Genomic DNA, 21,034 nt, shown 5'->3' on the forward strand with positions numbered 1-21,034 from the left:
GCGGGAGCGGCGGCTTGACCTTCGAGACCGCCGTCCTCACCTGGCCTCCAACGTCAACCGCGGCTTGGGTCCGTCGACCCGACCCGTCGGCGGACGCCTGGAGCCCGCCTGATACGGCAGCGGCCACTGCGCACCCGGCCCCGAGTAGCCCTGCTCCGCGGCCGCGTGCAGGGTCCAGTTGGGGTCGTACAGGTGCGGACGCGCGAGCGCGCAAAGATCCGTACGGCCCGCCAGGACAAGGGAGTTCACGTCGTCCCAGGAGGAGATGGCGCCAACCGCGATCACCGGGATGCCCAACTGGTTGCGGATGCGGTCGGCGTACGGCGTCTGGTACGAGCGGCCGAACGCGGGGCGTTCGTCGGGCACGACCTGGCCGGTGGAGACGTCGATGGCGTCGGCGCCGTGCGCCGCGAAGGCACGGGCGATCTCGACCGCGTCGTCGGCGGTGGTGCCGCCGTCCGCCCAGTCGGTGGCTGATATCCGTACCGTCATGGGCCGCTCCGCGGGCCAGACCTCGCGTACCGCGTCGAAGACCTCCAGGGGGTAGCGCAGCCGTCCGGTCAGGTCACCGCCGTAGCGGTCGGTGCGCTGGTTGGTCAGCGGTGAGAGGAAGCCCGACAGCAGGTAGCCGTGGGCGCAGTGGAGTTCGAGCAGGTCGAAGCCCGCACGCGCGCCGCGTACGGCGGCGGCCGTGAACTGCTCGCGGATCTCGGTGAGTCCCGCCGCGTCCAGCGCGTGCGGCACCTGGTTCACCCCGGGCCGGTACGGCAGTGCGGAGGCGGCGGCCAGCGGCCAGTTGCCGTCCGGCAGCGGCTGGTCGATGCCCTCCCACATCAGCCGGGTCGAGCCCTTGCGGCCGCTGTGGCCGAGTTGCAGGCCGAGCGCCGCCGGGGACTGGCCGTGCGCGAAGTCCACGATGCGCCGCCAGGCGTCCTCGTGCCGGTCGGTGTAGAGCCCGGCGCAGCCCGGTGTGATCCGCCCCTGCGGGCTGACGCACACCATTTCGGTCATCACCAGGCCCGCGCCGCCCAGCGCCCGGGCGCCCAGGTGGACCAGGTGGAAGTCGCCCGGTGTGCCGTCGGCCGAGGAGTACATGTCCATGGGCGAGACGACCACGCGGTTGCGCAGTGTGAGACCGCCCAGCCGGAAGGGGGCGAACATCGGCGGGGTGCCCGGCTCGACGCCGAACTCGGTCTCGACGGCGGCGGTGAAGTCCGGGTCGCGCAACCGCAGGTTGTCATGGGTGACCCGGCGGCTGCGGGTGAGCAGGTTGAAGGCGAACTGCCGCTTCGGCTGGTCGGCGTACTGGGCCAGTTCCTCGAACCACTCCAGGCTGGCCAGCGCCGCGCGCTGGGTGCTCTCCACCACGGCCCGGCGCTCGGCCTCGTAGGCCGCCAACGCCGTGTCCAGGTCGGGTTGTTCCCGCAGGTTTGCGGCGAGGGCGAGGGCATCCTCCATGGCGAGCTTGGTGCCGGAGCCGATGGAGAAGTGCGCGGTGTGCGCGGCGTCGCCGAGCAGCACCACCCGTCCTGCCCGCCAACTGCCGTTGGTCACTGTGGTGAACGCCGTCCAGCGGGAGCGGTTGGAGCGCAGCCGGTGGCCGCCGAGCAGATCGGCGAAGACCTTCTCGCACAGCGCGATCGAGCCTTCCTCGTCCAAGCGGTCGAGGCCCGCGCTCCGCCACACCTCCTCGCGCATCTCCACTATGAAGGTGCTGGCACCATCCAAATGGGAGCGCGAAGCGCCTCCGTTGAGGGTGGAAGCGCCTCCGTTGAGGGTGGTGGCGGGCGACGGGCGATCATCACTGCGGCGCGAAGCGCCTCCGTTGAGGGTGGTGGTGGGCGACGGGCGGGCGAAGGGATAGCCGTGCGCCTGCATCAGGCCGTGCGGGGTTTCGGCGATCTCGAAACGGAAGGCGTCCAGGACGAGATCGGTGGCCAGCCACACATACCGGCAGCGGTGCGTGGTCAGGCTCGGCCGGAAGACGTCCCGGTACGCCTCCCGGGTCGCGCTGTGCACCCCGTCCGCGGCGATCACCAGGTCGTGCTCCCGGGCCAACTCGGCGGCTGGCGGCGCGGTTTCGGCGAACCGCAGCCGTACGCCGAGGCTCCGGCAGCGGTCGTGCAGCACGGCGAGCAGCCGGCGGCGGCCGAGCGCGGCGAAGCCATGGCCGCCGGAGCGGATGACCGTACCGCGATGGGACACGTCGATCGCGTCCCAGCGTACGAACTCCTCGCTCAGCGCCCGGTACACGACCGGGTCGGCGTGCTCGATCCCGCCGAGGGTCTCGTCGGAGAGGACGACTCCGAAGCCGAAGGTGTCATCGGGGGCGTTGCGCTCCCAGACGGTGATCTCCCGTGCCGGGTCCAGCCGTTTGAGCAGCGCGGCGGCGTACAGGCCGCCGGGGCCCGCGCCGATCACCGCGATCCGCCGCGGACCTGCCGCGGTCACCGCCCCTCCCACTTCGGGGGGCGCTTGCCGGTGAACGCGGCGTGGAACTCGGCGTAGTCGGCGCTGGTCATCAGCAACGCCTGGGCGGCGGCGTCCATTTCCACGGCGGCGCCCAGCGGCATGTCCAGTTCGGCGGTCAGCAGGGCCTTGGTCTGGCGGTAGGCGAGCGCCGGGCCGTCGGCGAGCCGGCGGGCGAGCGCGGCCGACGCCGTCGCGGCCTGCCCGTCCTCGGCCAACTCGCTGACCAGGCCGATGCGTTCGGCCTCGGCGGCGTACACCGGTTCGCCCAGCATCAGCAGCCGGGTGGCGTGGCCGAGCCCGACCACCCTGGGCAGCAGGTAGGCGGCGCCCATGTCGGCCCCGGCCAGGCCGACCTTGGTGAACAGGAAGGCGAACCGCGCCGAGCGCTCCACGATCCGGAAGTCGCAGGCCAGCGCCAGTACCGCGCCCGCTCCGGCGGCCACCCCGTGGACGGCGGCGATCACGGGAAACGGGCACTCGCGCAGCGCCCGTACCACCTGGCCGGTCATCCGGTTGAACTCCAGCAGTTCACCGGCGCCCATGGCCAGGGTGGCGCCGATGATCTCGTCCACGTCGCCGCCGGAGCAGAAGCCACGCCCTTCGCCGCCGAGCACCAGCACCCGGGTCCGGCCGTCCTGGGCGAGTTCGGGGAGCAGGTCGCGCAGGTCGGCGTAGGCGCCGAAGGTCAGGGCGTTGAGCCGGTCGGGGCGGTCGAGGGTGACGGTGGTGACGCCGTCGGCTCGCTCCACTCTCAGATGGCGCCATTCCTCGGTGATCGTCGCGGAGCCTCGCATCGGGCTCATGGCACGGCCTCCTTCGCGATGGGGAGGGCGGACGGACGCTCGCGGTCCGAAGTTATCACCGCTTCGTGACCGCCGTCACGAGTACGACATAGAATCCGTTCGGCTATCCGGTCCCGGCCAGCCGGGGCAGCAGCGGGCTGACCGGATAGAGCGGCACCGCGAACGAACGCCGCAGATCGGGTCGGCGCAGCCGCAGCACGATCACGCAGACGTTGACCACGGCCGTGATCGCCAAGGTGCCGATGGTGGTCAGACCGACCGTCACCGCCAGCGGAACGACCGCCGCCAGCACGGCGACCAGCGCCGCGACGATCCAGGTGTTGGCCACCGGGGTGGCGGTCCTCGGCGAGACGTGTTCGAAGACCCGCGCCACCAGGCCGTCCCGGGACATCGCCAGCAGGATGCGGGTCTGCCCGTACAGCACGGTGAGCACCACGGAGGCGATCGCCACCACGGCGCCGAAGGCGATGACCGAACCGCCCGCGGTGGATCCGGTGGCCCGGTCGACGATGGCGGCGAGCGAGGCGGCCGCGGTGATGCCGCCGAGACCGTGCGGCGCGAACGGGGTGAAGTGCCCGGCGTCGAAAGCGGTGAACGCGATGACGCAGAAGACCACCAGCACCGCGATCTTGGTCACCGCATGGCCGCGGTGGCCCGTGCGCTCTCCCGCACCCCGCGCACCAGCAGCAGCGCGGCCAGCACGATGACCGCGACGGCGGGCACGTTGACCACTCCGCCGCTGCCGGGGGCGGCGGCGAGCGCGGCCGGGAGGTGCCAGCCGAACAGGCCGCCGACCAGTTCGTCCAGGTACTGCCCCCAGCCCACCGCGACAGCTGAGACCGACACCCCGTACTCCAGCAGCAGGCACCAGCCGACCAGGAAGGCGGCCAACTCCCCCAGCGTGGCGTAGGCGTAGGGGTACGAGCTGCCGGAGACCGGGATGGCGCCGCCCAGTTCGGCGAAGGAGAACGCGGTGAACACGCAGGTGACCGCGGCCAGCGCGAAGGAGATCACCACCGCGAGACCGGCCTTGGGCACGGTGTCGGACAGCACCACGAAGATGCCGGTGCCGACGATCGCCCCGACGCCGAAGCACACCAGCTGGAACAGGCCCATGGTGCGCCGCAGCCCGTGCCCCTCCAGGTCCGCGCCGGACTCGGCGACCAGCACTTCCGGTGACTTGACACGGGGCATGGACAGATGTCGTGAACCGCGGCGCCCGCCGCGGTTCACGACATCTGCCTGACGCTCGGTCAGCCGAGCGTGGCCACCAGCACCGCCTTGATGGTGTGCATCCGGTTCTCCGCCTGGTCGAAGACGACCGAGTGCTCCGACTCGAAGACCTCGTCGGTGACTTCGAGCGAGTCCAACCCGTACTGCTCGTTGATCTCCCGGCCGACCGCCGTGCCCAGGTCGTGGAAGGCGGGCAGGCAGTGCATGAACTTCACGTCCGGGTTCCCGGTGGCCCGCAGCACGTCCATGGTGACCGCGTAGCGGCCGAGCAGCGCTATCCGCTCGTCCCACATCTCCTTTGGCTCGCCCATCGACACCCAGACGTCGGTGTGCACGTAGTCGACGCCGCGCACTCCTTCCGTCACGTCCTCGGTAAGCGTGACCCGGCCGCCGGTGCGCTCGGCGAGGCGGCGGGCCGCGGCGACCACCGACTCGCCGGGCCACAGGATCCTCGGGCCGACGATGCGCACGTCCATGCCGAGCAACGCACCCGTTGTCAGCAGCGAGTTGCCCATGTTGTAGCGGGCGTCGCCGAGGTAGGCGTAGGCGATCTCGTTCAGCGGCTTGGCGCTGTGCTCGGTCATGGTGAGCACGTCGGCGAGCATCTGCGTCGGATGCCACTCGTCGGTGAGCCCGTTCCAAACGGGGACGCCCGCGTGGGCCGCGAGCTCCTCGACGATCTCCTGGGCGTGGCCGCGGTACTCGATGCCGTCGAACATCCGGCCGAGCACCCGGGCGGTGTCCTTGACCGACTCCTTGTGGCCGATCTGCGAGCTGGCCGGGTCGAGGTAGGTGGTCCGCGCGCCCTGGTCGGCGGCGGCGATCTCGAAGGAGCACCGCGTGCGGGTCGAGGTCTTCTCGAAGATCAGCGCGATGTTCCTGCCGCGCAGCCGCTGCTCCTCGGTGCCCGACCGCTTCGCGGCCTTCAGCCGCGCGGCCAGCTCCACCAGGTGGCGGAACTCCTCGGCCGAGAAGTCCAGCTCCTTGAGGAAGTGGCGGCCGGTGAGGTCGATGGCCATGACGGGTGCTCCTAGGTGGGGCGGCAGCGACACCGGAAGTGTATACGATTAATCGCATCCTTATGCGGCGGCCCGCTCGCGTCGGCCACCGGCATCATCGCCCGCCGCCGGCGGCGGGGCTAGACCGGGTCGCGCTCGATCGGGCAGCTCATACAGCGCGGGCCTCCCCTGCCCCGGCCCAGCTCGCTGCCCGGGATGGTGATCACCTCGATGCCGTTCTTGCGCAGGAAGGTGTTGGTGGTGGCGTTGCGCTCGTAGGCGATGACCACGCCCGGTTCGATGGCCAGCACGTTGCAGCCGTCGTCCCACTGTTCGCGCTGCGCCGAGTGCACGTCCTGGGTGGCGGTCAGCACCCTGATGTCGTCCAGGCCGAGGGCCGCCGCGATCGCCCGGTGCATGTGCTCCGGCGGATGGTCGGTGACCTTCAGCTCCCCCTCGCCCGCGCCGGGCTCGATGGTGTACGAACGCAGCATCCCCAGGCCCGCGTACTTGCTGAAGGTATCGCCGTCGACCATCGTCATCACGGTGTCGAGGTGCATGAACGCACGTCTCTTGGGCATGTCCAGGGCGACAATGGTACGGGCGGAGCCCGCCGCGAACAGTCCGCGCGCCAGCATCTCCACCGCCTGCGGGGTGGTGCGCTCGCTCATCCCGATCAGCACCGCGCCCTTGCCGATCACCAGCACGTCACCGCCCTCAATAGTGGACGGATAGGCCGACTGCCCCGCCGACCACACATGGAACAGGCCGCCCGCGAACATCGGGTGGTACCGGTAGATCGCCTCGAAGTGCACCGTCTCCCGCCAACGGGCGGGCCAGCGCATGGCGTTGATGCTCACCCCGTCGTACACCCACGCCGAGCTGTCCCGGGTGAAGATGTGGTTGGGCAGCGGGGCGAGCAGGAAGTCGTCCGGCTCCATCACATGGAAGCGCACCGAGGTGGGCTCGGCGTGCCCTTCCAGGAACTCGCGTTTGGTCATCCCCCCGACCAGCGCCTCGACCAGGTCCGCCACCGGCATGTCGGCGAAGGCCGCCCGCAGGTGATCGGTGGCCAGCGGCCCGAACTCCTTCTCGTCGAAGACCCGGTCCAGGACGAGTCGGCGAGCCTCGGGCACCAGCAGCGTCTCACGCAGCAGGTCGCCGAAGAGATGGACCTCCACGCCGCGGTCCCGCAGTATGTCGGCGAAGCCGTCGTGCTCGGCGCGCGCCCTGCGCACCCAGAGCACGTCATCGAACAGCAGCGCGTCCTTGTTGGACGGGGTCAGCCGCTTCAGCTCCAGATCCGGGCGGTGCAGGATGACGCGGCGCAGCCGCCCGGCCTCGGAATCCACATGGAAGCCCATGGAAGAACCTTCCCACGCCGGGCGCGGGCACCCCACCCCGCACGCGCGCCCCAGCGCCAGGCGGCCGGAACGCTACAGCCGTGGATCGACCGGTTCCGACTCCAGCGCGAGCACCGCGAAGACCGCCTCGTGCACCCGCCACAGCGGTTCGCCCGCCGCCAGCCGGTCCAGTGCCTCCAGCCCCAGCGCGTACTCGCGCAGCGCGAGCGAGCGCTTGTGGCCCAGGGAGCGCGCACGCAGCCGGGCCAGGTTGTCGGGTCGGGTGTACTCCGGGCCGTAGACGATCCTCAGGTACTCCCGGCCACGGCACTTGACGCCCGGCTGCACCAGTCCCTTCGGTCCGCGCACGCACGCCTGGAGCGGCTTGACCACCATGCCCTCGCCACCCTCGGCGGTCAGTTCCAGCCACCACCGGATGCCGTCGGCGACCGACGTCTCGTCCTCGGTGTCGACGACCAGACGGCGGGTGGCGGCGAGCAGGCCGCTCGGGTCATGGGCGACCAGCCGGTCGATCAGGGCGAGCTGTTCGTCGTGCGGCAGCGTGGCCAGGCTGCGGCCCTCGACCGCCAGCAGCTGGAAGGGGGCGAGCCGCACCCCGTCCAGGCCCTCGGTCGGCCAGCAGTGGCGGCGGTAGGCGTCGGTGAACGCGACGGCGTCCGCGGCCCGCTCGCCCTGCCGGGCCAGCAGCTCCGCGACGTCGGCGCCGTTTTCCAGCGCCTGCCGCAAAGCGGCCAAGGCGGCGGGGAGGACCGCCCGGGACGCGGCGCCCACCGCCGCGTACTGCTGGCGCAGCAGCCCGGACGCCTTCAGCGACCACGGCAGCAACTCGGCGTCCAGCAGCAGCCAGTCGGTGCCCAGCTCGCCCCACAGCCCCGCGCCCCCGACGCTGTCCCGCAGCCGGTCCAGCACCCGCTCGGTCATGCCCGGGTCGGTGAAGAACGGGCGGCCGGTACGGGTGTAGAGCGCACCGGTCTGCTCGCCGCCGGTGCCGAAGCGCTTGCGGGCGGTCTCGGCGTCCCGGCACACCAAGGCCACCGCGCGCGAGCCCATGTGCTTCTCCTCGCACACCACCCGGCCGACGCCGTCCGCGCGGTAGGCGGCGAAGGCGTCCTGCGGATGTTCCAGATAGCCGTCCCGCCGCGAGGTCGCGCAGGGGGCCATGGTCGGCGGCAGATAGGGCAGCAGCCGCGGGTCGACGGCGAAGCGGCTCATGACCTCCAGGGCCGCCGCGGCGTTCTGCTCACGTACCGCGACCCGGCCGTGCCGGGCGGTCTCGATCACCCGTCGGCCGTGTACGTCGCCCAGGTCCAGGGGACGTCCGTCGTGGCCGCCCGGGGCCTGACCGGCCAGCGGACGGACCGGCTCGTACCAGACCCGTTGCGCGGGCACCTCGACCAGTTCGCGCTCCGGCCAGCGCAGCGCCGTGAGCTTGCCGCCGAAGACGCACGCGGTGTCAAGGCAGATGGTGTTGTTGAGCCAGGTGGCCCGCGGTACGGGCGTGTGCCCGTAGACGACCGCGGCACGGCCCCGGTACTCCTCGGCCCACGGGTAGCGGACCGGCAGGCCGTACTCGTCCGTCTCACCGGTGGTGTCGCCGTACATGGCGAACGAGCGGACCCGGCCGGAGGTGCGGCCGTGGTACTTCTCCGGCAGCCCCGCGTGGCAGACCACCAGGGCACCGCCGTCCAGCACGTAGTGGCTGACCAGTGAGCCGATGAACTCCCGTGCGCGGTCGGGGAACTCCGGCTCCTCCTCGGTCACCCCGGCCAGCTGCGCGATGGTCTCGGCCAGGCCGTGACCGGGCTTGACCTGGCGTCCCCTGAGGTGGCGGCCCAGCTTGTCCTCGTGGTTGCCGGTGACGCACAGCGCGTTCCCGGCGGCGACCATGCCCATCACCAGGCGCAGCACACCGGGGCTGTCCGGGCCGCGGTCGACCAGGTCGCCGACGAACACGGCGGTGCGCCCCAGCGGATGCGCGGCGCCCACCGGCCGTCCCGCCGCGTCGTGGCACAGCTCGTAGCCGAGCCGGTCCAGCAGCTCCGCCAACTCGGCGCGGCAGCCGTGCACATCGCCGATGATGTCGAACGGACCGGTCAGGTGGCGCAGGTCGTTGAACCGCCGCTCCAGCGTGACCTCGGCCGCCGCCACCTCCTCGACGCCGCGCAGCACATGCACCCTCCGAAAGCCCTCGCGCTCCAGCGAGCGCAGCGAGCGGCGCAGTTCGCGCTGGTGGCGGGCGATGACATGGCGGGGCATGTCCGCGCGGTCCGGGCGGGTGGCGTTGCGCTCGGCGCACACCTGCTCAGGGACGTCGAGCACGATCGCCATGGGCGGCACATCGTGCTCGCGGGCCAGCCGGACGAGCTGCGCCCGGTCCTCGGACTGGACGTTGGTGGCGTCGACCACGGTCAGCCGTCCGGCGGCAAGCCGCTTGCCGACGATGTGGTGCAGCACGTCGAACGCGTCCGCGCTGGCGCTCTGGTCGTTCTCGTCGTCGCTGACCAGGCCGCGGCAGAAGTCGGAGGAGACCACCTCGGTTGGCTTAAAGTGGCGCCGGGCGAAGGTGGACTTGCCGGAGCCGGTGGCGCCGACCAGCACCACCAGGGACAGGTCGGTGACGGGCAGTGGTACCCGGCGCTCGCTCATGCGGACGCTCCCTTCGCGGTGCTCTCGGTCCTGCTGAAGACGGCCGACTGGGTCGGCGGCCCGACCTCGGGGTCGTCCTCGCCCACCGCGCCGAACTCCACGCGGTAGCCGTACCGTTCGCCGACCTGGTCCGCCCAGCGGCGGAACTCCTCGCGGGTCCACTCGAAGCGGTGGTCCGGATGCCGTACCCGCCCGTCCGGCAGCGTCTCCCAGCGCACGTTGTACTCGGCGTTGGGCGTGGTGACGATGACGGTGGCGGGCCGGGCGGCACCGAACACCGCGTACTCCAGGGCGGGCAGCCGGGGCGGGTCCAGGTGCTCGACGACCTCGCTGAGGACGGCCCCGTCGTAGCCCTTCAGCCGCGAGTCGGTGTACGTCAGCGAGCCCTGGAGCAGCCGCACCCGGTCGGCCTGCCGCTCCGTCATCCGATCAAGGCGCAGCCGCCGCGCGGCGACGGCGAGAGCGCGTACCGACACATCGACACCGACGATCTCGGTGAACGCCGCGTCCTTGAGCAGCTCGCCCACCAACTGGCCCTGACCGCAACCGAGATCGAGGACCCGGTGGGCGCCGGCGGCGCGCAGTGCGGCGACGATCGCCTCGCGGCGGCGCACCGCGAGCGGCACCGGGCGCTCCTCGGTGTCCGCGGTCTCGTCCACCGCGTTGTCGATCTCCTCGTCCGCGCTGTCGTCCACGGCGGCGAGCCTGGCGAGTTCCAGTCGCTCCGTGGCCTGGCGGGTCAGCGACCGGCGGCGGGCCAGATAGCGGGAGGTGATCAGCTTCTGCTCGGGGTGGCCGGCCAGCCAGCCGTCACCGGCGCGCAGCAGCTTGTCGACCTCGTCCGGCGCGATCCAGTAGTGCTTGGCGTCGTCCAGCACCGGGAGCAGGACGTACAGATGGCGCAGCGCGTCCGAGAGCCGCTGCCGCCCCTCAAGGGTCAGCGCCACGTACCGCGAGTCGCCCCACTCGGGGAACCGCTCGTCCAGTGCGACGGGTTCGGCGGCCACGGTCCAGCCGAGCGGCTCAAACAGCGCGTGGACCAGGGCCGCACCGCCCTTGGCGGGCAGCACGGGTATCTCGACCCGCAGCGGCAGCGGCTCGGCGGCGCGCCGCGGCATGGTGCGGCAGATTCCCTTGAGCGCGGTGGAGAAGACGTTGCCGAGCGCCACGGCGAGCAGCGAAGTCGCCGCGTACGGGCGGTCGTTGACGTAGTCGGCCAGCGCCACATCGGGGCTGCCGCCACGGCCCTTGCCCTTCGCCCGGCGGGCCAGGGTCACCGGATCGACCTCCAGCAGCAGCGCGGCCGTGCAACGCCGCTCGGACGCCTCGGGGTAGAAGACGTGCGCGGTGCCGTGCGCGGTGGCGAACGCCTGGGCCCTGGCGGGGTGCTTGTGCAGCAGGAACCCCAGATCGGTGGCCGGGGACTTCGCGCTGCCGGTGGTCGACATCGTCAGGAACACCTGCCCGAGTATGACCCGGTGCGCCCCGGCTGACCAGCGGATTAGCGGGCGTTACGGGTGGGCGAGCGCGGCGGCGACACGGGCGATGTCCCGTGGCCCGACCCGGCAGCAGCCGCCGATCAGCCGGGCGCCGTCCGACCGCCAGTCCCGCACCAGGGCCGCCACGTCGAGGGGCGTGTCGTGCCAGGTGCGGGCCACCGCGTCCCACTCACCGCCGTTGGGGTAGGCCACCACCGGCTTGCCGGTGACGGCGTGCGCGACGGCCACCGCCGGGCCGATGTCCTGGGCGGCGGAGCAGTTGACGCCGACCGCGATCACCTCGGGCACGGTCGCGGCCAGTGCGAACGCCTCCGCCAGCGGCTGCCCGGCGCGGGTGCGTCCGCCGCTGATGGTGTACGACAGCCAGACCGGCAGCCCGACGCCGTCGACCGCTCTGAGCAGCGCCTCCGCCTCGTCGGTGTCCGGGACGGTCTCCAGGGCCAGCACATCCGGACCGGCCGCGGCCAGCGCGTCTATCCGGGGCCGGTGGAAGCGCTCCAACTCCCTTACCGAAAGCCCGTACCGGCCCCGGTACTCGCTGCCGTCGGCGAGCATCGCGCCGTACGGGCCGACGGAGGCGGCCACCCACACCTCGGGCAGCCCGCGCGCCGCCCGCCGGGCGAGTTCCACGCTGCGCCGCAGCAGCTGCGAGGTCTCCCGCTCGGACCGTCCCCGCTGGGCGAAGCCCTGGTAGGTGGCCTGGTAGCTGGCGGTGGTGAGCACCCGCGCGCCCGCCCGCAGATACGCCGCGTGCGCCGCCTCGATCTGTCCGGGGGCGTCGGCGAGCAGTCGGGCGGTCCACAACTCGTCGGACAGGTCGCAGCCCTGGTCCTGGAGTTGGTTGGACAGACCGCCGTCGAGCACCACCGGTCCCTCGGCGAGGGCGGCGGCCAGCGGGGTGGTCGGGGCGGGCAACTCGGGTGCTCCTTGGGGGTGTTGGGGGCGAGCGCCGTCCGGTCAGCCGAGTTGCGACTGTACGCGGGAGGCGATCAGCTCCAGGTGGTCCAGGTCGTTCAGGTCGAGGTTCTGGAGGTAGATCCGGGACGAGCCGACCTCGCGGTAGCGGCCGATCTTGTCGACCACCTCGTCCGGCGAGCCCGCGAGGCCGTTGGCCTTCAGCTCCTCCACCTCCCGGCCGATGACCGCGGCGCGGCGGGCCACTTCGGCGTCGTCCTTGCCGACGCAGGCGACCAGCGCGTTGGAGTACACGATCTCGTCCGGCTTGCGGCCGTGCGCCGCGGCGGCCTCGCGCACCCGGCCGAACTGCCGCTCGGTGTCCTCGACCGAGGCGAACGGGATGTTGAACTCATCGGCGAACCGGGCCGCGAGCCGCGGGGTGCGCTTGGCACCGTGTCCGCCGATGATCACCGGGATCTTGCGCTGCGCGGGCTTGGGCAGCGCGGGCGAGTCCTTGAGCTGGTAGTAGGTGCCGTCGAAGTCGAAGGTCCGGCCCACCGGGGTGGACCACAGACCGGTGATGACGGCCAGCTGCTCCTCAAGGCGACCGAACTTCTCCTTGGGGAACGGGATGCCGTACGCGGTGTGCTCCTCCTCGTACCAGCCCGCGCCGAGGCCGAGTTCCACCCGGCCCCCGGACATCTGGTCGACCTGCGCCACCTGGATGGCCAGCACGCCGGGCAGCCGGAAGGTGCCCGCGGTCATCAGCGTGCCGAGCCGGATGCGCTTGGTCTCCCGGGCGAGTCCGGCGAGGGTGATCCAGGCGTCGGTCGGGCCGGGCAGCCCGTCGACCGCCCCCATCCGCAGATAGTGGTCCGAGCGGAAGAAGGCGTCGTACCCCAGCTCCTCGGTGGCCTTGGCCACCGAGAGCAGGGTGTCGTAGGAGGCGCCCTGTTGAGGTTCGGTGAAAATGCGTAGATCCATAACCTCCATCCTGCACCGGGTACGGCCGCGATGCCGCGCTCTACCGGGCGGGGCGTGCCAGGGAGAGTGCGAACCGGCCTTCCGGATCGGTCCACCAGTGCGCCAACTCCATTCCGGCTGCGGCCAGTTCGCGGCGCACCCCGGCTTCGCGGAACTTCGCCGACACCTCGGTGCGTATTTCCTCACCGCGCGCGAAGTCGACCTTGAGGTCCAGTGCCGGGACCTTGACGGTGAGCGGGCGCCGGGCGCGCAGCCGCATCTCCATCCACTCCTGTTCGCGGTCCCACAGCGCCACATGGTCGAAGTCGTCCAGGGCGAAGTCGGCTTCGAGTTCCCGGTTCAGCACGCTCAGCACGTTCTTGTTGAACTCGGCGGTGACTCCGGCGGCGTCGTCGTAGGCGGCGACCAGCACCCGTTCGTCCTTCACCAGGTCGGTGCCGAGCAGCAGCGCATCGTCCGGGCCGAGCGCGGTGCGCACCGCGTTGAGGAACGCGGCCCGCTCGGCGGGCCGCAGATTGCCGATGGTGCCGCCGAGGAACGCCAGCAGCCGCGGGGCCTCGCTGTCCGGGAGGCTGAGCCCGGCCTGGAAGTCGGCCACCAGGCCGTGCACGTTCAGCCCCGGGTAGTCGACGAGCAGCGCCCGGCCCGCCTGTTCCAGGGCGGACTCGCTGACGTCGATGGGCAGATACGTGGCCAGCGTGCCGTGCTCGCGCAGCGCGCCGATCAGCAGCCGGGTCTTCTCCGAGGAGCCGGAGCCGAGTTCGACCAGCGTCCTGGCGCCGGTGGCGGCGGCGATGTCGGAGGCGACATGGTCGAGGATGGCCCGCTCGGCGCGGGTCGGGTAGTACTCGGGGAGCCGGGTGATCTCCTCGAACAGTTCGCTGCCGCGGGCGTCGTAGAACCACTTCGGCGGCAGCCACTTGGGGTTGGCGGTCAGTCCCACCGCGGCGTCGGCGCGCAGTGCCGCGGTGGTGGCGTCCAACGGAAGCTGCCTGGTCAGCGTGAAGGCGCTCATACGGTCGGCTCCTTGAGGGGGGTGGTCTCGATCCCGTCCCGGGTGGCGAGCAGCAGGGTGCGGTCGGGGACCTCGGTCCAGCCGGGTTCGTCGTCGTACGGTTCGGAGGCGACGGTGACGCCGTGGCCGGGTTCCAGCCGGTGCCACAGGGAGTCGCCCCAGGCGGTGGCGGCTATGCAGCTGCCGTCGGTGAGCAGCAGGTTCAACCGGGCCTCCGTGCGGGCCGCGACCTCGGTGACCGTCTCCGCGAGGGCGTCGCCGAGCGCGTAGCCCGACCGCAGCCGGTGCAGCACCAGCGCCCACAGCAGCGCCGAGTCGCAGCGCGCCTCGATGTCGAGCAGTTCCTCGGCGGGCAGTTCCTCGGCCAGCCCGGCGACGGAACGCGGCCAGCCGGGCACGGCGCCGTTGTGGCTGAACAGCCAACCCCCCGCGCCGTAGGGGGCGGTGGCGGACTCGTCGGGCGTCGATCCGTCGGTGGTGTCCCGTACGGCGGCCAGCAGCGCGCCGGTACGCACCACCCGGGCCAGGTCGGCGAACGACGGGTCGGCCCAGATCGGCCGGGCCTGCCGGTAGCGGGCCGGTACCGGGTCGTCGGGCGCGTACCAGCCGACGCCGAAGCCGTCCGCGTTGACGGTGCCGTTGCGCTGGCGGCGCGGCGCCCAGGACTGCCGGTACAGCGAGTGCGGCGGCTCGACGAGGATCCGGCGCAGCGGGACGTCGGGACCGAGGTAGGCGAGGTGGCGGCACATCAGAGCACCTCGGCGGGGTCGGCGTCGCGGGCGGTGCGGAACCCGGCGAAGATCTGCCGCCGGACGGGGTAGTCCCAGTTGCGGAAGGTGCCGCGGCAGGCGACCGGGTCCACGGCGAAGGACCCACCGCGCAGCACCTTGTACTCCGGTCCGAAGAAGACCTCCGAGTACTCCCGGTACGGGAAGGCGCGGAACCCGGGGTACGGCAGGAAGTCGCTGGCGGTCCACTCCCACACGTCGCCGACCAACTGCCTTATGCCGTACGGCGAGGCGCCCTCCGGATAGCTGCCCGCGGGGGCGGGCCGCAGATGGCGCTGGCCGAGGTTGGCGTGCGCCGGGGTGGGATCGGCGTCTCCCCATGGGTAGCGCCGGGAGCGGTCGGTGGCCGGGTCGTGGCGGGCGGCCTTCTCCCACTCGGCCTCGGTGGGCAGTCGGCGGCCCGCCCAGCGGGCGTAGGCGTCCGCCTCGTACCAGCTCACGTGCACCACCGGCTCGTCGGCACGCACCGGCTCGACCGCGCCGAAGCACCGGCGCAGCCACTGGCCGCCCTCATGGGTCCAGAACAGCGGTGCGGCCAGGACGTGTTCGCGCACCATGGCCCAGCCCTTCGGCTGCCACCAGCGGGACTCGCGGTAGCCCCCGTCCTCGATGAAGCGCGCATAGTCGCCGCAGGTGACGGGGGTGGTGTCCAGGAAGAACGGTGCGACGTCCACCCGGTGCGCGGACCGCTCGTTGTCCAGCGCCCAGGGCTCGGTGTCGGTGCCCATGGTGAACAGGCCGCCGGGGACCAGGACTTCGGCCGGTAGTCGTAGCGCGTCGGCGGGGGCCGGGCCGGGTGGTGGCGCGGTGAGCGCGACGTGCCCCTGCCGCAGCTGGTGTGTGATCAGCATGGTCTCGTCGTGCTGCTGCTCATGCTGGGCGATCATGCCGAACGCGAAGCCCGCCGTGAGCAGTTCGGTACCGTGCAGCGCCGTGGCGTCCAGCAGGTCGAAGACCCGTCCGCGCACCTCGGCGGCGTATCCGCGGGCCTCGGCGGGCGACAGCAGCGGCAGGCTCGGACGGGCGGCCCGGGGGTGCTCGAAGGCGTCGTAGATCGGGTCGATCTCCGGGCGCATCGCGCCACGCCCGCCGACGGCCCGCAGCAGCCACAGCTCCTCCTGGTTGGCGATGTGCGCGAGGTCCCACACCAGCGGAGACATCAGCGGAGAGTGCTGGGTGATCAGATCCTGCTCGTCGACGCAGGTGGTGAGGGTGCTGGTGCGGGTGCGCGCGGTGTCCAGTACCCGCGCGACCCGCTCCTTCAGGAGTACCGGGTCGGCGCTCTCGGCGGTTTCGGAGTGCTGGGCCGTCACGGTCGGCCGTCCTTTCCGATCAGCGAGGCGGTGCGGGCGGTCGCCCGCTGCCCCTGTGTCACTTGGTCGAGCAGGTCGTCGGCGGGACATCGGCCCCGTGCGACATAGCGCTCGGTGAAGGCGTCCACAGCGGTACGGATCGCCACCGAGGCCCCCAGCCTGGGCAGCGCGTCGCGGGCCGCGGCGAAGCACGCCTCGGCGGCGCGGCGCAGCGCCGGGTCGGTCAGCCCGTGCCGGGCGGCTCGCCGCCACAGCGGGTTGCCGGGCGCGCGGTCGTACGGGCGCAGGTCCAGCGTGCCCACCGCACGGTGCGCCGCCACCGCCGCCACCGGGTCGTCCAGCAGCGCGGCGGTGACCGCCAGCGGGACGATCCAGCCGTCGTCGCCCGGCTGCGCGTCGATCATGCGCAGTTCAAGATGGCCGTGCGGGCGCACCGGCGGGAAGAGGGTGGTCAGGTGGTAGGCGAGGTCGTCGTCGGTGGGCGCACGCGGCGATCTGTCGCGGCCGCCGTCGCGTATCCAGTCGCGGAAGGACAGCTTCTCGGGGACCGCCCATGCTTCGCCGTCCTGCCGTATGCACAGCACGGGGGCGTCCAGTGCGTATCCGGCCCAGGCGTCGCGGGGGTCGGCGGCCTCCGGCGGGGCCATGGTGCGGGGCGGGTCGAGTGCCGCCCACACCGCCTGCCTGGTACATCGGATCCCGGTGGGCTGACCGCGGCTGAACGGCGAGTTGGCGAACGACGCGACCAGCACCGGCCCGATCAGATGGGCCAGCCGCCAGCGGGCCGCGTAGCCGTCCGGGCCCCGCCCCTCGGTTCCGGCGTCCAGGCAGACCTGGACGGAGGCGGTGCCGCACATCATGGCGCGGCCGACCGGGCCGCTCCGGTCGAAGTACTCCTCCATGGCGGTGTAGCGCGGTAGTCGCAGCAGCCGACGGGGTCTTCGCCAGGGCTCGTGCCCGTATCCGACGAGGCGCAGCCGGTGGCCGTGCAGCGCTTCCCGTACCGCCGCCAGGTCCTCCGCCATCGAGGTCACGCACTCGGTGATCGAGTCCGCGGGAGGCGAGCTGAGTTCGAGTTGGCCACCCGGTTCCTGGGTGAGCGTGGAGCGCAGCGGGAGTCGTCTCAGGTCGGCCAGTGCGGCGCTGTAGCGTGCCCGGCCGACTGTGCGCAAGGGGTCGAGGTCATCGTGGACCAACCATTCCAGTTCGACACCCGTGCGCCTGGGCGGGCCGTTCTTGAAGCAGATGCCGTGTGCTCGGGCCTCTGCTTCGGTCTCGCTGATCGGACGGTCACTCGTCATCGCGGGGACCCCTTGTCGCCGGTCGCTGTCGGACAACCACTCCACTGCATCACGTTCACGTGCAAACCGCATGTGCTTTGCGAACATGTGTTCACACGCCGACCACTCCTTTCGCCTGTTTGCCCACCGGGGGGCCGGTCAATCCCCTGTCTCGAACATCGGCTTCCGACTGCCACCGGAGGGTGAACATCTTCAACTCGCCGCCAGCCGCGCCCCGTTGGCAGTGACCGCCGGCATTCGTGATCGTTTGGTCGGGCGGAGCCCGGGCGCCGGGCCCGCGCGAGTCCGGCGCCCGCCACGATCGGTTACATCGCCCGCCCGCTCGGGGAGGGCCAGGGCCCAAGGAGGCCACGTTGTCCCAGGAGACCGCCCCCGACCAGGGCCTCTCGGACGCAGGCAGCACGGGCGCGGCACCGCCCAAGGGGCTGCTGCAGCAGATGGAGGAACTGCTTGCCGCCGTGACGGCGGATCTCGCGGGGCTCGACGCGGACCTACGCTCGTCCGACCGCGCCCCCGCCCCGTCGGCGGACGCCGACGGCCCTGCCGCCTGACGCACCGCCCGCCGGGCCGGCGGGCTGCGGTGGGTCCGGCACCTGTGGACCTGGCCGGTCGTGGTGGCTCGCCGAACCTGCCGCAGGCTGAGTGCTCCGGCCGGGCACGCCCCTCATGGCGGCGCCGGTGGCGGCTCCTCCGTGGGCTCGGGGCGGCGCGCCCCGTACTGGCGTAGTAGCGCGCGCACGCGGTCCTTCGTCTCGTCCGTCGCGTCCAGCGCGTCAATGCACTGCCAGTAGACCCGCTCGTCCTCCGTCGTGCAGGCGAGCGTTGCCACGGCTGCGCCCGTCTCCGCCAGGAGGGCCAGCAGACGCCGCAGGACGGCCGTAGGATCCCGTACCCCGGTCAGCCGCGCCGCGCGTATCACGGGCGAGCGGGCGCCCTGGGGCTGTGCCGTGTCCCGAGCCCGGCCGCCCGCAAGGCACAGCGCGCGGGCCGCGTCCCGTAACGCGGGGTCACCGTGCGCCGCGAGCCAGGCACCGACGGCCTGGGCCAGCGCCTGTGCCTGCCAGACCTCGGCGATCACCGCCGCCACGTCCGTGGCCTGCGCGAGCGCCTGCCGGTTCGCCACGATGAGTCGTGTAGCGTCCATCGCCCTGTCCCCCTTCACGATCCGGTTCGTTGACCGGCTGACACCCAGCGTGACGGCTGGCGATCAACCCGGAAAGAAGGGCGGTGAATTCGGTGGACAACCAATCCGATGTGGATAACTCACTCACCCGCACGAGTGAGTTACGGCTTGGGGAAACGTTCCTCGTTACGGTCGATCTTCGCCGACAGCGCCGCCAGCGGATCGATTCCCAACGACTCGCAGAACTGCAGCAGATACGCCAGCACGTCGGCGACCTCGTCCTCGACCCGGTGCGCGGTGTCCGGTTCGGCCATCACCCGCGCCGATTCCTCCGGCGTCAGCCACTGGAAGATCTCCAGCAGCTCCGCCGCCTCGACGCTCAGCGCCGCCGCGAGGTTCTTGGGCGTGTGGTAGGGCTCCCAGCGGCGCGCCGCCGCGAACTCGACCAACCTGCGCCGCAGTCCATGCAGTTCTTCACTCACCCCGCCAGGTCTACCGCATGAGCGCCGCGCACCCCGCGCCCGGCCCCGCATCGCACGGCCCTACTCCCGATCACGGCGCGCCGTCACGGCGGACGCGCCCCGCTCCGCGTCCCCGCGCTGCTGCGGCACCCGCGCCCCGCCCTCATCAGCAGGCCGCAACCGGATCACCGACACCGACTCCGCGTCCTCGAACGGGTCAGCGTCGTACACCGTCCCCAGGAGCCGCACATGCCCCCGGCGGGCGGCGCGGGCCGCCAGGGCGAGGAGTTCGGCGGTCTGACGGCGGTCCAAACCGCTGTCCAGACCGTCCGCCAGCACCGTCATGGCACGCAACGCGGGCGGCACCTCGGCGCTTTGGTCCATCTCCAGCACGCCTGGCCCGGTGAGCAGCACCAACGCCAGTGCCAGGAAGCGCAGTTCACTGTCGCCCAGCCGGTCCAGCGGAGTCGCGCCCAGCGGTCCGCGGTCCACGGCGGCCAGCACGCTGTCGTGTCCCTCTGGATGAGCCACCAGGCCGTCCACCGGTCCGGCGCAGGCCACCCGGGCTGCGCCGACCAGGGCGGCGTGCCGGGTACGGCACTCGTCCTGGGTGCGGTACAGCACGGCGGACAGGTTGTCGCACCCACCGCGCAGCAGCCCGTCGCCGAGCCGGGCGGGCTCGCGCATCCGCCATGGCTGCGGATCGACGGGGAAGACCGCGCGCAGCGCGATGACCACCTGCTCCGCGGCGGCCAGCACCAGCCTCTGCCCGTCCGTCGTACCCGCCACACGCAGCGGCAGCAGAGCCGTGGCCAGCCGGTCGGCGGGCAGCGGCGCGCGGGTGACCCGGGTCAGGCCCGCGGTGTGCCAGGCGGCCTGGACGGCGTGGCGGGCCGGATCCCTCAGCGCCGTGGCCAGCAGGATCCGTCCTCCGCCCGTCAGGCGCTCGCCTACGACGCGGAGCTCCGGCTCGGTCTGCACCGCCACGTCGAGCCGTACCGTCCCCGCCGGGCCCTCCACCGTGCAGCCGATGCGGAAGCCGCGTCGTCGGGTGTCCGGCCGGGGGCCGCGCGGCGCGCAGGCGGGCGCGCCGCCGCGTACCACCCCGTCGAAGGCGCCGCCCAGTTCCTCACCGCCGGCCAGCCGGGCCAGCACCGCCAGCGCCTCCAGCACGCTGGACTTACCGCTGCCGCCGCCTCCGGCGATCAGCGTGAGCGGACCGAGCGCGAAGCGCGCACCACGGTGTGCCTTGAAGGCGGCCAGCCGCAGTTCGGTGATGGTGGGGCGGGTGTTGCTGGGATTCATGATCGGGAACGTAGGACATTCCCCCGCGCGCCGAACCGTTCCGCCCGGGGTGCAGTCCTCCGAACGGGCTACCGTGACGTGGTGACGAGATATGTGGCCCTGCTGCGCGGCATCAACCTCGGTTCGCGGAACCGGCTGCCGATGGGCACCCTGCGCGAACTGATCGGCGCCATGGGCGGGGAGAACGTCAAAACGCTGCTGCAGAGCGGCAACGCGGTTTTCGACCACGCCGAGGCGGATCCGGCGCTGCTCGCCGAGGAGTTGGAATCACGCATCGCCGCGGTGAGCGCGCTGACGGTGCCGTGCACGATTCGCACCGGCGCGGATATCCAGCGGGTCGTCGAGCGCAATCCGTTCGCGCGGGAGCTGGCGGGCGAGGTCGCCGGGGTGCGCATCGACCCGGCCAGGCTTGTGGTGACATTTCTTTCCGGCCCGATCGACGCGTCAAGGCTCGCCGAACTGGATCCGGAACGGTACGCTCCGGACCAATTCCGGCAAGGGGAGCGTGAGTTGTATGTGCATTGCCCGAACGGCATCAGCGGCAGCCGTCTCGTCCGCGATCTCGCGACGGCCCGCCTCGGCGTGAGTGGCACCTCTCGCAATTGGCACACGGTCACCAAAATCGCGGCGCTGACCAGCGGTTAGGCGCGCGCCAACTCCCACTGCCGGAAAGCCGAGTTCGGATATTTGGCCTCGCTCCGGTGACGGAACACATCCGCGCCGCACGATTTCAAGATCCCCGTGTCACCCGGGTGCGACATCCGTGTCACACACGGGTACAACATTGCGTGTGGGGCGCCACGTCCCACCCGTTCCGTCCTCTTCCCCCCAC

17 protein-coding genes and 1 pseudogene are annotated in these 21,034 nt (G+C 72.1%); 2 read left to right on the forward strand and 16 right to left on the reverse strand.

Annotated elements, in window-relative coordinates; genetic code table 11:
• Positions 1–36: 36 nt before the first annotated feature.
• The 13 genes and pseudogenes from O5O46_RS18245 to egtA form a co-directional block, all read right to left on the reverse strand.
• The gene (locus tag O5O46_RS18245; RefSeq protein WP_443072560.1) at positions 37–2,463 is read right to left on the reverse strand and encodes an oxidoreductase; all 2,427 of its coding nucleotides are present in this window, start codon (positions 2,461–2,463) and stop codon (positions 37–39) included.
• A complete protein-coding gene (locus tag O5O46_RS18250) occupies positions 2,448–3,275 on the reverse strand; it encodes an enoyl-CoA hydratase family protein (protein ID WP_269856536.1) in 828 nt (275 codons plus the stop codon). The genes O5O46_RS18245 and O5O46_RS18250 overlap by 16 nt, the downstream gene beginning before the upstream one ends.
• A 127-nt stretch (positions 3,276–3,402) precedes the next feature.
• Positions 3,403–4,469 (reverse strand): annotated as a pseudogene (locus tag O5O46_RS18255) (amino acid permease); the annotation flags it as partial.
• A gap of 59 nt (positions 4,470–4,528) precedes the next feature.
• The gene (gene argF / locus O5O46_RS18260; protein ID WP_269856537.1) at positions 4,529–5,527 is read right to left on the reverse strand and encodes an ornithine carbamoyltransferase; all 999 of its coding nucleotides are present in this window, start codon (positions 5,525–5,527) and stop codon (positions 4,529–4,531) included.
• A gap of 119 nt (positions 5,528–5,646) precedes the next feature.
• Entirely contained in the window at positions 5,647–6,870 is a 1,224-nt protein-coding gene (locus O5O46_RS18265; protein WP_269856538.1) for an arginine deiminase, read from the reverse strand.
• Between the two features lie 72 nt (positions 6,871–6,942).
• On the reverse strand, positions 6,943–9,516 hold the full coding sequence (locus tag O5O46_RS18270; RefSeq protein ID WP_269856539.1) for a polynucleotide kinase-phosphatase: 2,574 nt from the start codon (positions 9,514–9,516) through the stop codon (positions 6,943–6,945).
• Positions 9,513–10,976, reverse strand: a complete 1,464-nt coding sequence (locus O5O46_RS18275) for a 3' terminal RNA ribose 2'-O-methyltransferase Hen1 (protein WP_269856540.1) — start codon at positions 10,974–10,976, stop codon at positions 9,513–9,515. The genes O5O46_RS18270 and O5O46_RS18275 overlap by 4 nt, the downstream gene beginning before the upstream one ends.
• 51 nt (positions 10,977–11,027) lie before the next feature.
• Complete coding sequence (gene mmuM / locus O5O46_RS18280; protein ID WP_269856541.1) at positions 11,028–11,930, reverse strand: homocysteine S-methyltransferase; 903 nt, start codon at positions 11,928–11,930, stop codon at positions 11,028–11,030.
• A gap of 42 nt (positions 11,931–11,972) precedes the next feature.
• Complete coding sequence (locus O5O46_RS18285) at positions 11,973–12,896, reverse strand: LLM class F420-dependent oxidoreductase (RefSeq protein ID WP_269856542.1); 924 nt, start codon at positions 12,894–12,896, stop codon at positions 11,973–11,975.
• A 40-nt stretch (positions 12,897–12,936) separates the two neighbouring features.
• Complete coding sequence (gene egtD / locus O5O46_RS18290; RefSeq protein ID WP_269856543.1) at positions 12,937–13,911, reverse strand: L-histidine N(alpha)-methyltransferase; 975 nt, start codon at positions 13,909–13,911, stop codon at positions 12,937–12,939.
• Positions 13,908–14,660: an ergothioneine biosynthesis protein EgtC gene (gene egtC, locus O5O46_RS18295; RefSeq protein WP_269856544.1), complete on the reverse strand. Its 753-nt coding sequence runs from the start codon at positions 14,658–14,660 to the stop codon at positions 13,908–13,910. Before egtC ends, egtD begins: the two co-directional genes overlap by 4 nt.
• Positions 14,660–15,964 carry an ergothioneine biosynthesis protein EgtB gene (gene egtB / locus O5O46_RS18300; protein ID WP_269856666.1) on the reverse strand — a complete coding sequence of 435 codons (1,305 nt, stop codon included), beginning with the start codon at positions 15,962–15,964 and terminating at the stop codon, positions 14,660–14,662. The genes egtC and egtB overlap by 1 nt, the downstream gene beginning before the upstream one ends.
• A 44-nt stretch (positions 15,965–16,008) precedes the next feature.
• Positions 16,009–17,313 carry an ergothioneine biosynthesis glutamate--cysteine ligase EgtA gene (egtA, locus tag O5O46_RS18305; RefSeq protein ID WP_269856545.1) on the reverse strand — a complete coding sequence of 435 codons (1,305 nt, stop codon included), beginning with the start codon at positions 17,311–17,313 and terminating at the stop codon, positions 16,009–16,011.
• A 353-nt stretch (positions 17,314–17,666) separates the two neighbouring features.
• On the opposite strand from egtA, the gene O5O46_RS18310 reads away from it, so the two are divergent.
• On the forward strand, positions 17,667–17,864 hold the full coding sequence (locus O5O46_RS18310; RefSeq protein WP_269856546.1) for a hypothetical protein: 198 nt from the start codon (positions 17,667–17,669) through the stop codon (positions 17,862–17,864).
• A gap of 113 nt (positions 17,865–17,977) precedes the next feature.
• Here O5O46_RS18310 and O5O46_RS18315 read toward each other — a convergent pair whose 3' ends face one another.
• The 3 genes from O5O46_RS18315 to O5O46_RS18325 form a co-directional block, all read right to left on the reverse strand.
• Positions 17,978–18,457: a DUF6099 family protein gene (locus O5O46_RS18315; RefSeq protein ID WP_269856547.1), complete on the reverse strand. Its 480-nt coding sequence runs from the start codon at positions 18,455–18,457 to the stop codon at positions 17,978–17,980.
• Positions 18,458–18,597: 140 nt separating this feature from the next.
• Positions 18,598–18,969 (reverse strand): nucleotide pyrophosphohydrolase, encoded by a 372-nt coding sequence (locus O5O46_RS18320; protein ID WP_443072561.1) that lies wholly within the window; start codon positions 18,967–18,969, stop codon positions 18,598–18,600.
• 9 nt (positions 18,970–18,978) lie between these two features.
• A complete protein-coding gene (locus O5O46_RS18325; RefSeq protein WP_269856549.1) occupies positions 18,979–20,202 on the reverse strand; it encodes an ATP-binding protein in 1,224 nt (407 codons plus the stop codon).
• 93 nt (positions 20,203–20,295) lie between these two features.
• Here O5O46_RS18325 and O5O46_RS18330 point away from each other — a divergent pair, with 93 nt between their 5' ends.
• Positions 20,296–20,847 carry a DUF1697 domain-containing protein gene (locus O5O46_RS18330; protein ID WP_269856550.1) on the forward strand — a complete coding sequence of 184 codons (552 nt, stop codon included), beginning with the start codon at positions 20,296–20,298 and terminating at the stop codon, positions 20,845–20,847.
• Positions 20,848–21,034 lie beyond the last annotated feature (187 nt).

Source organism: Streptomyces sp. RPT161, from assembly GCF_027533845.1.
GTDB lineage: Bacteria > Actinomycetota > Actinomycetes > Streptomycetales > Streptomycetaceae > Streptantibioticus_A > Streptantibioticus_A silvisoli_A.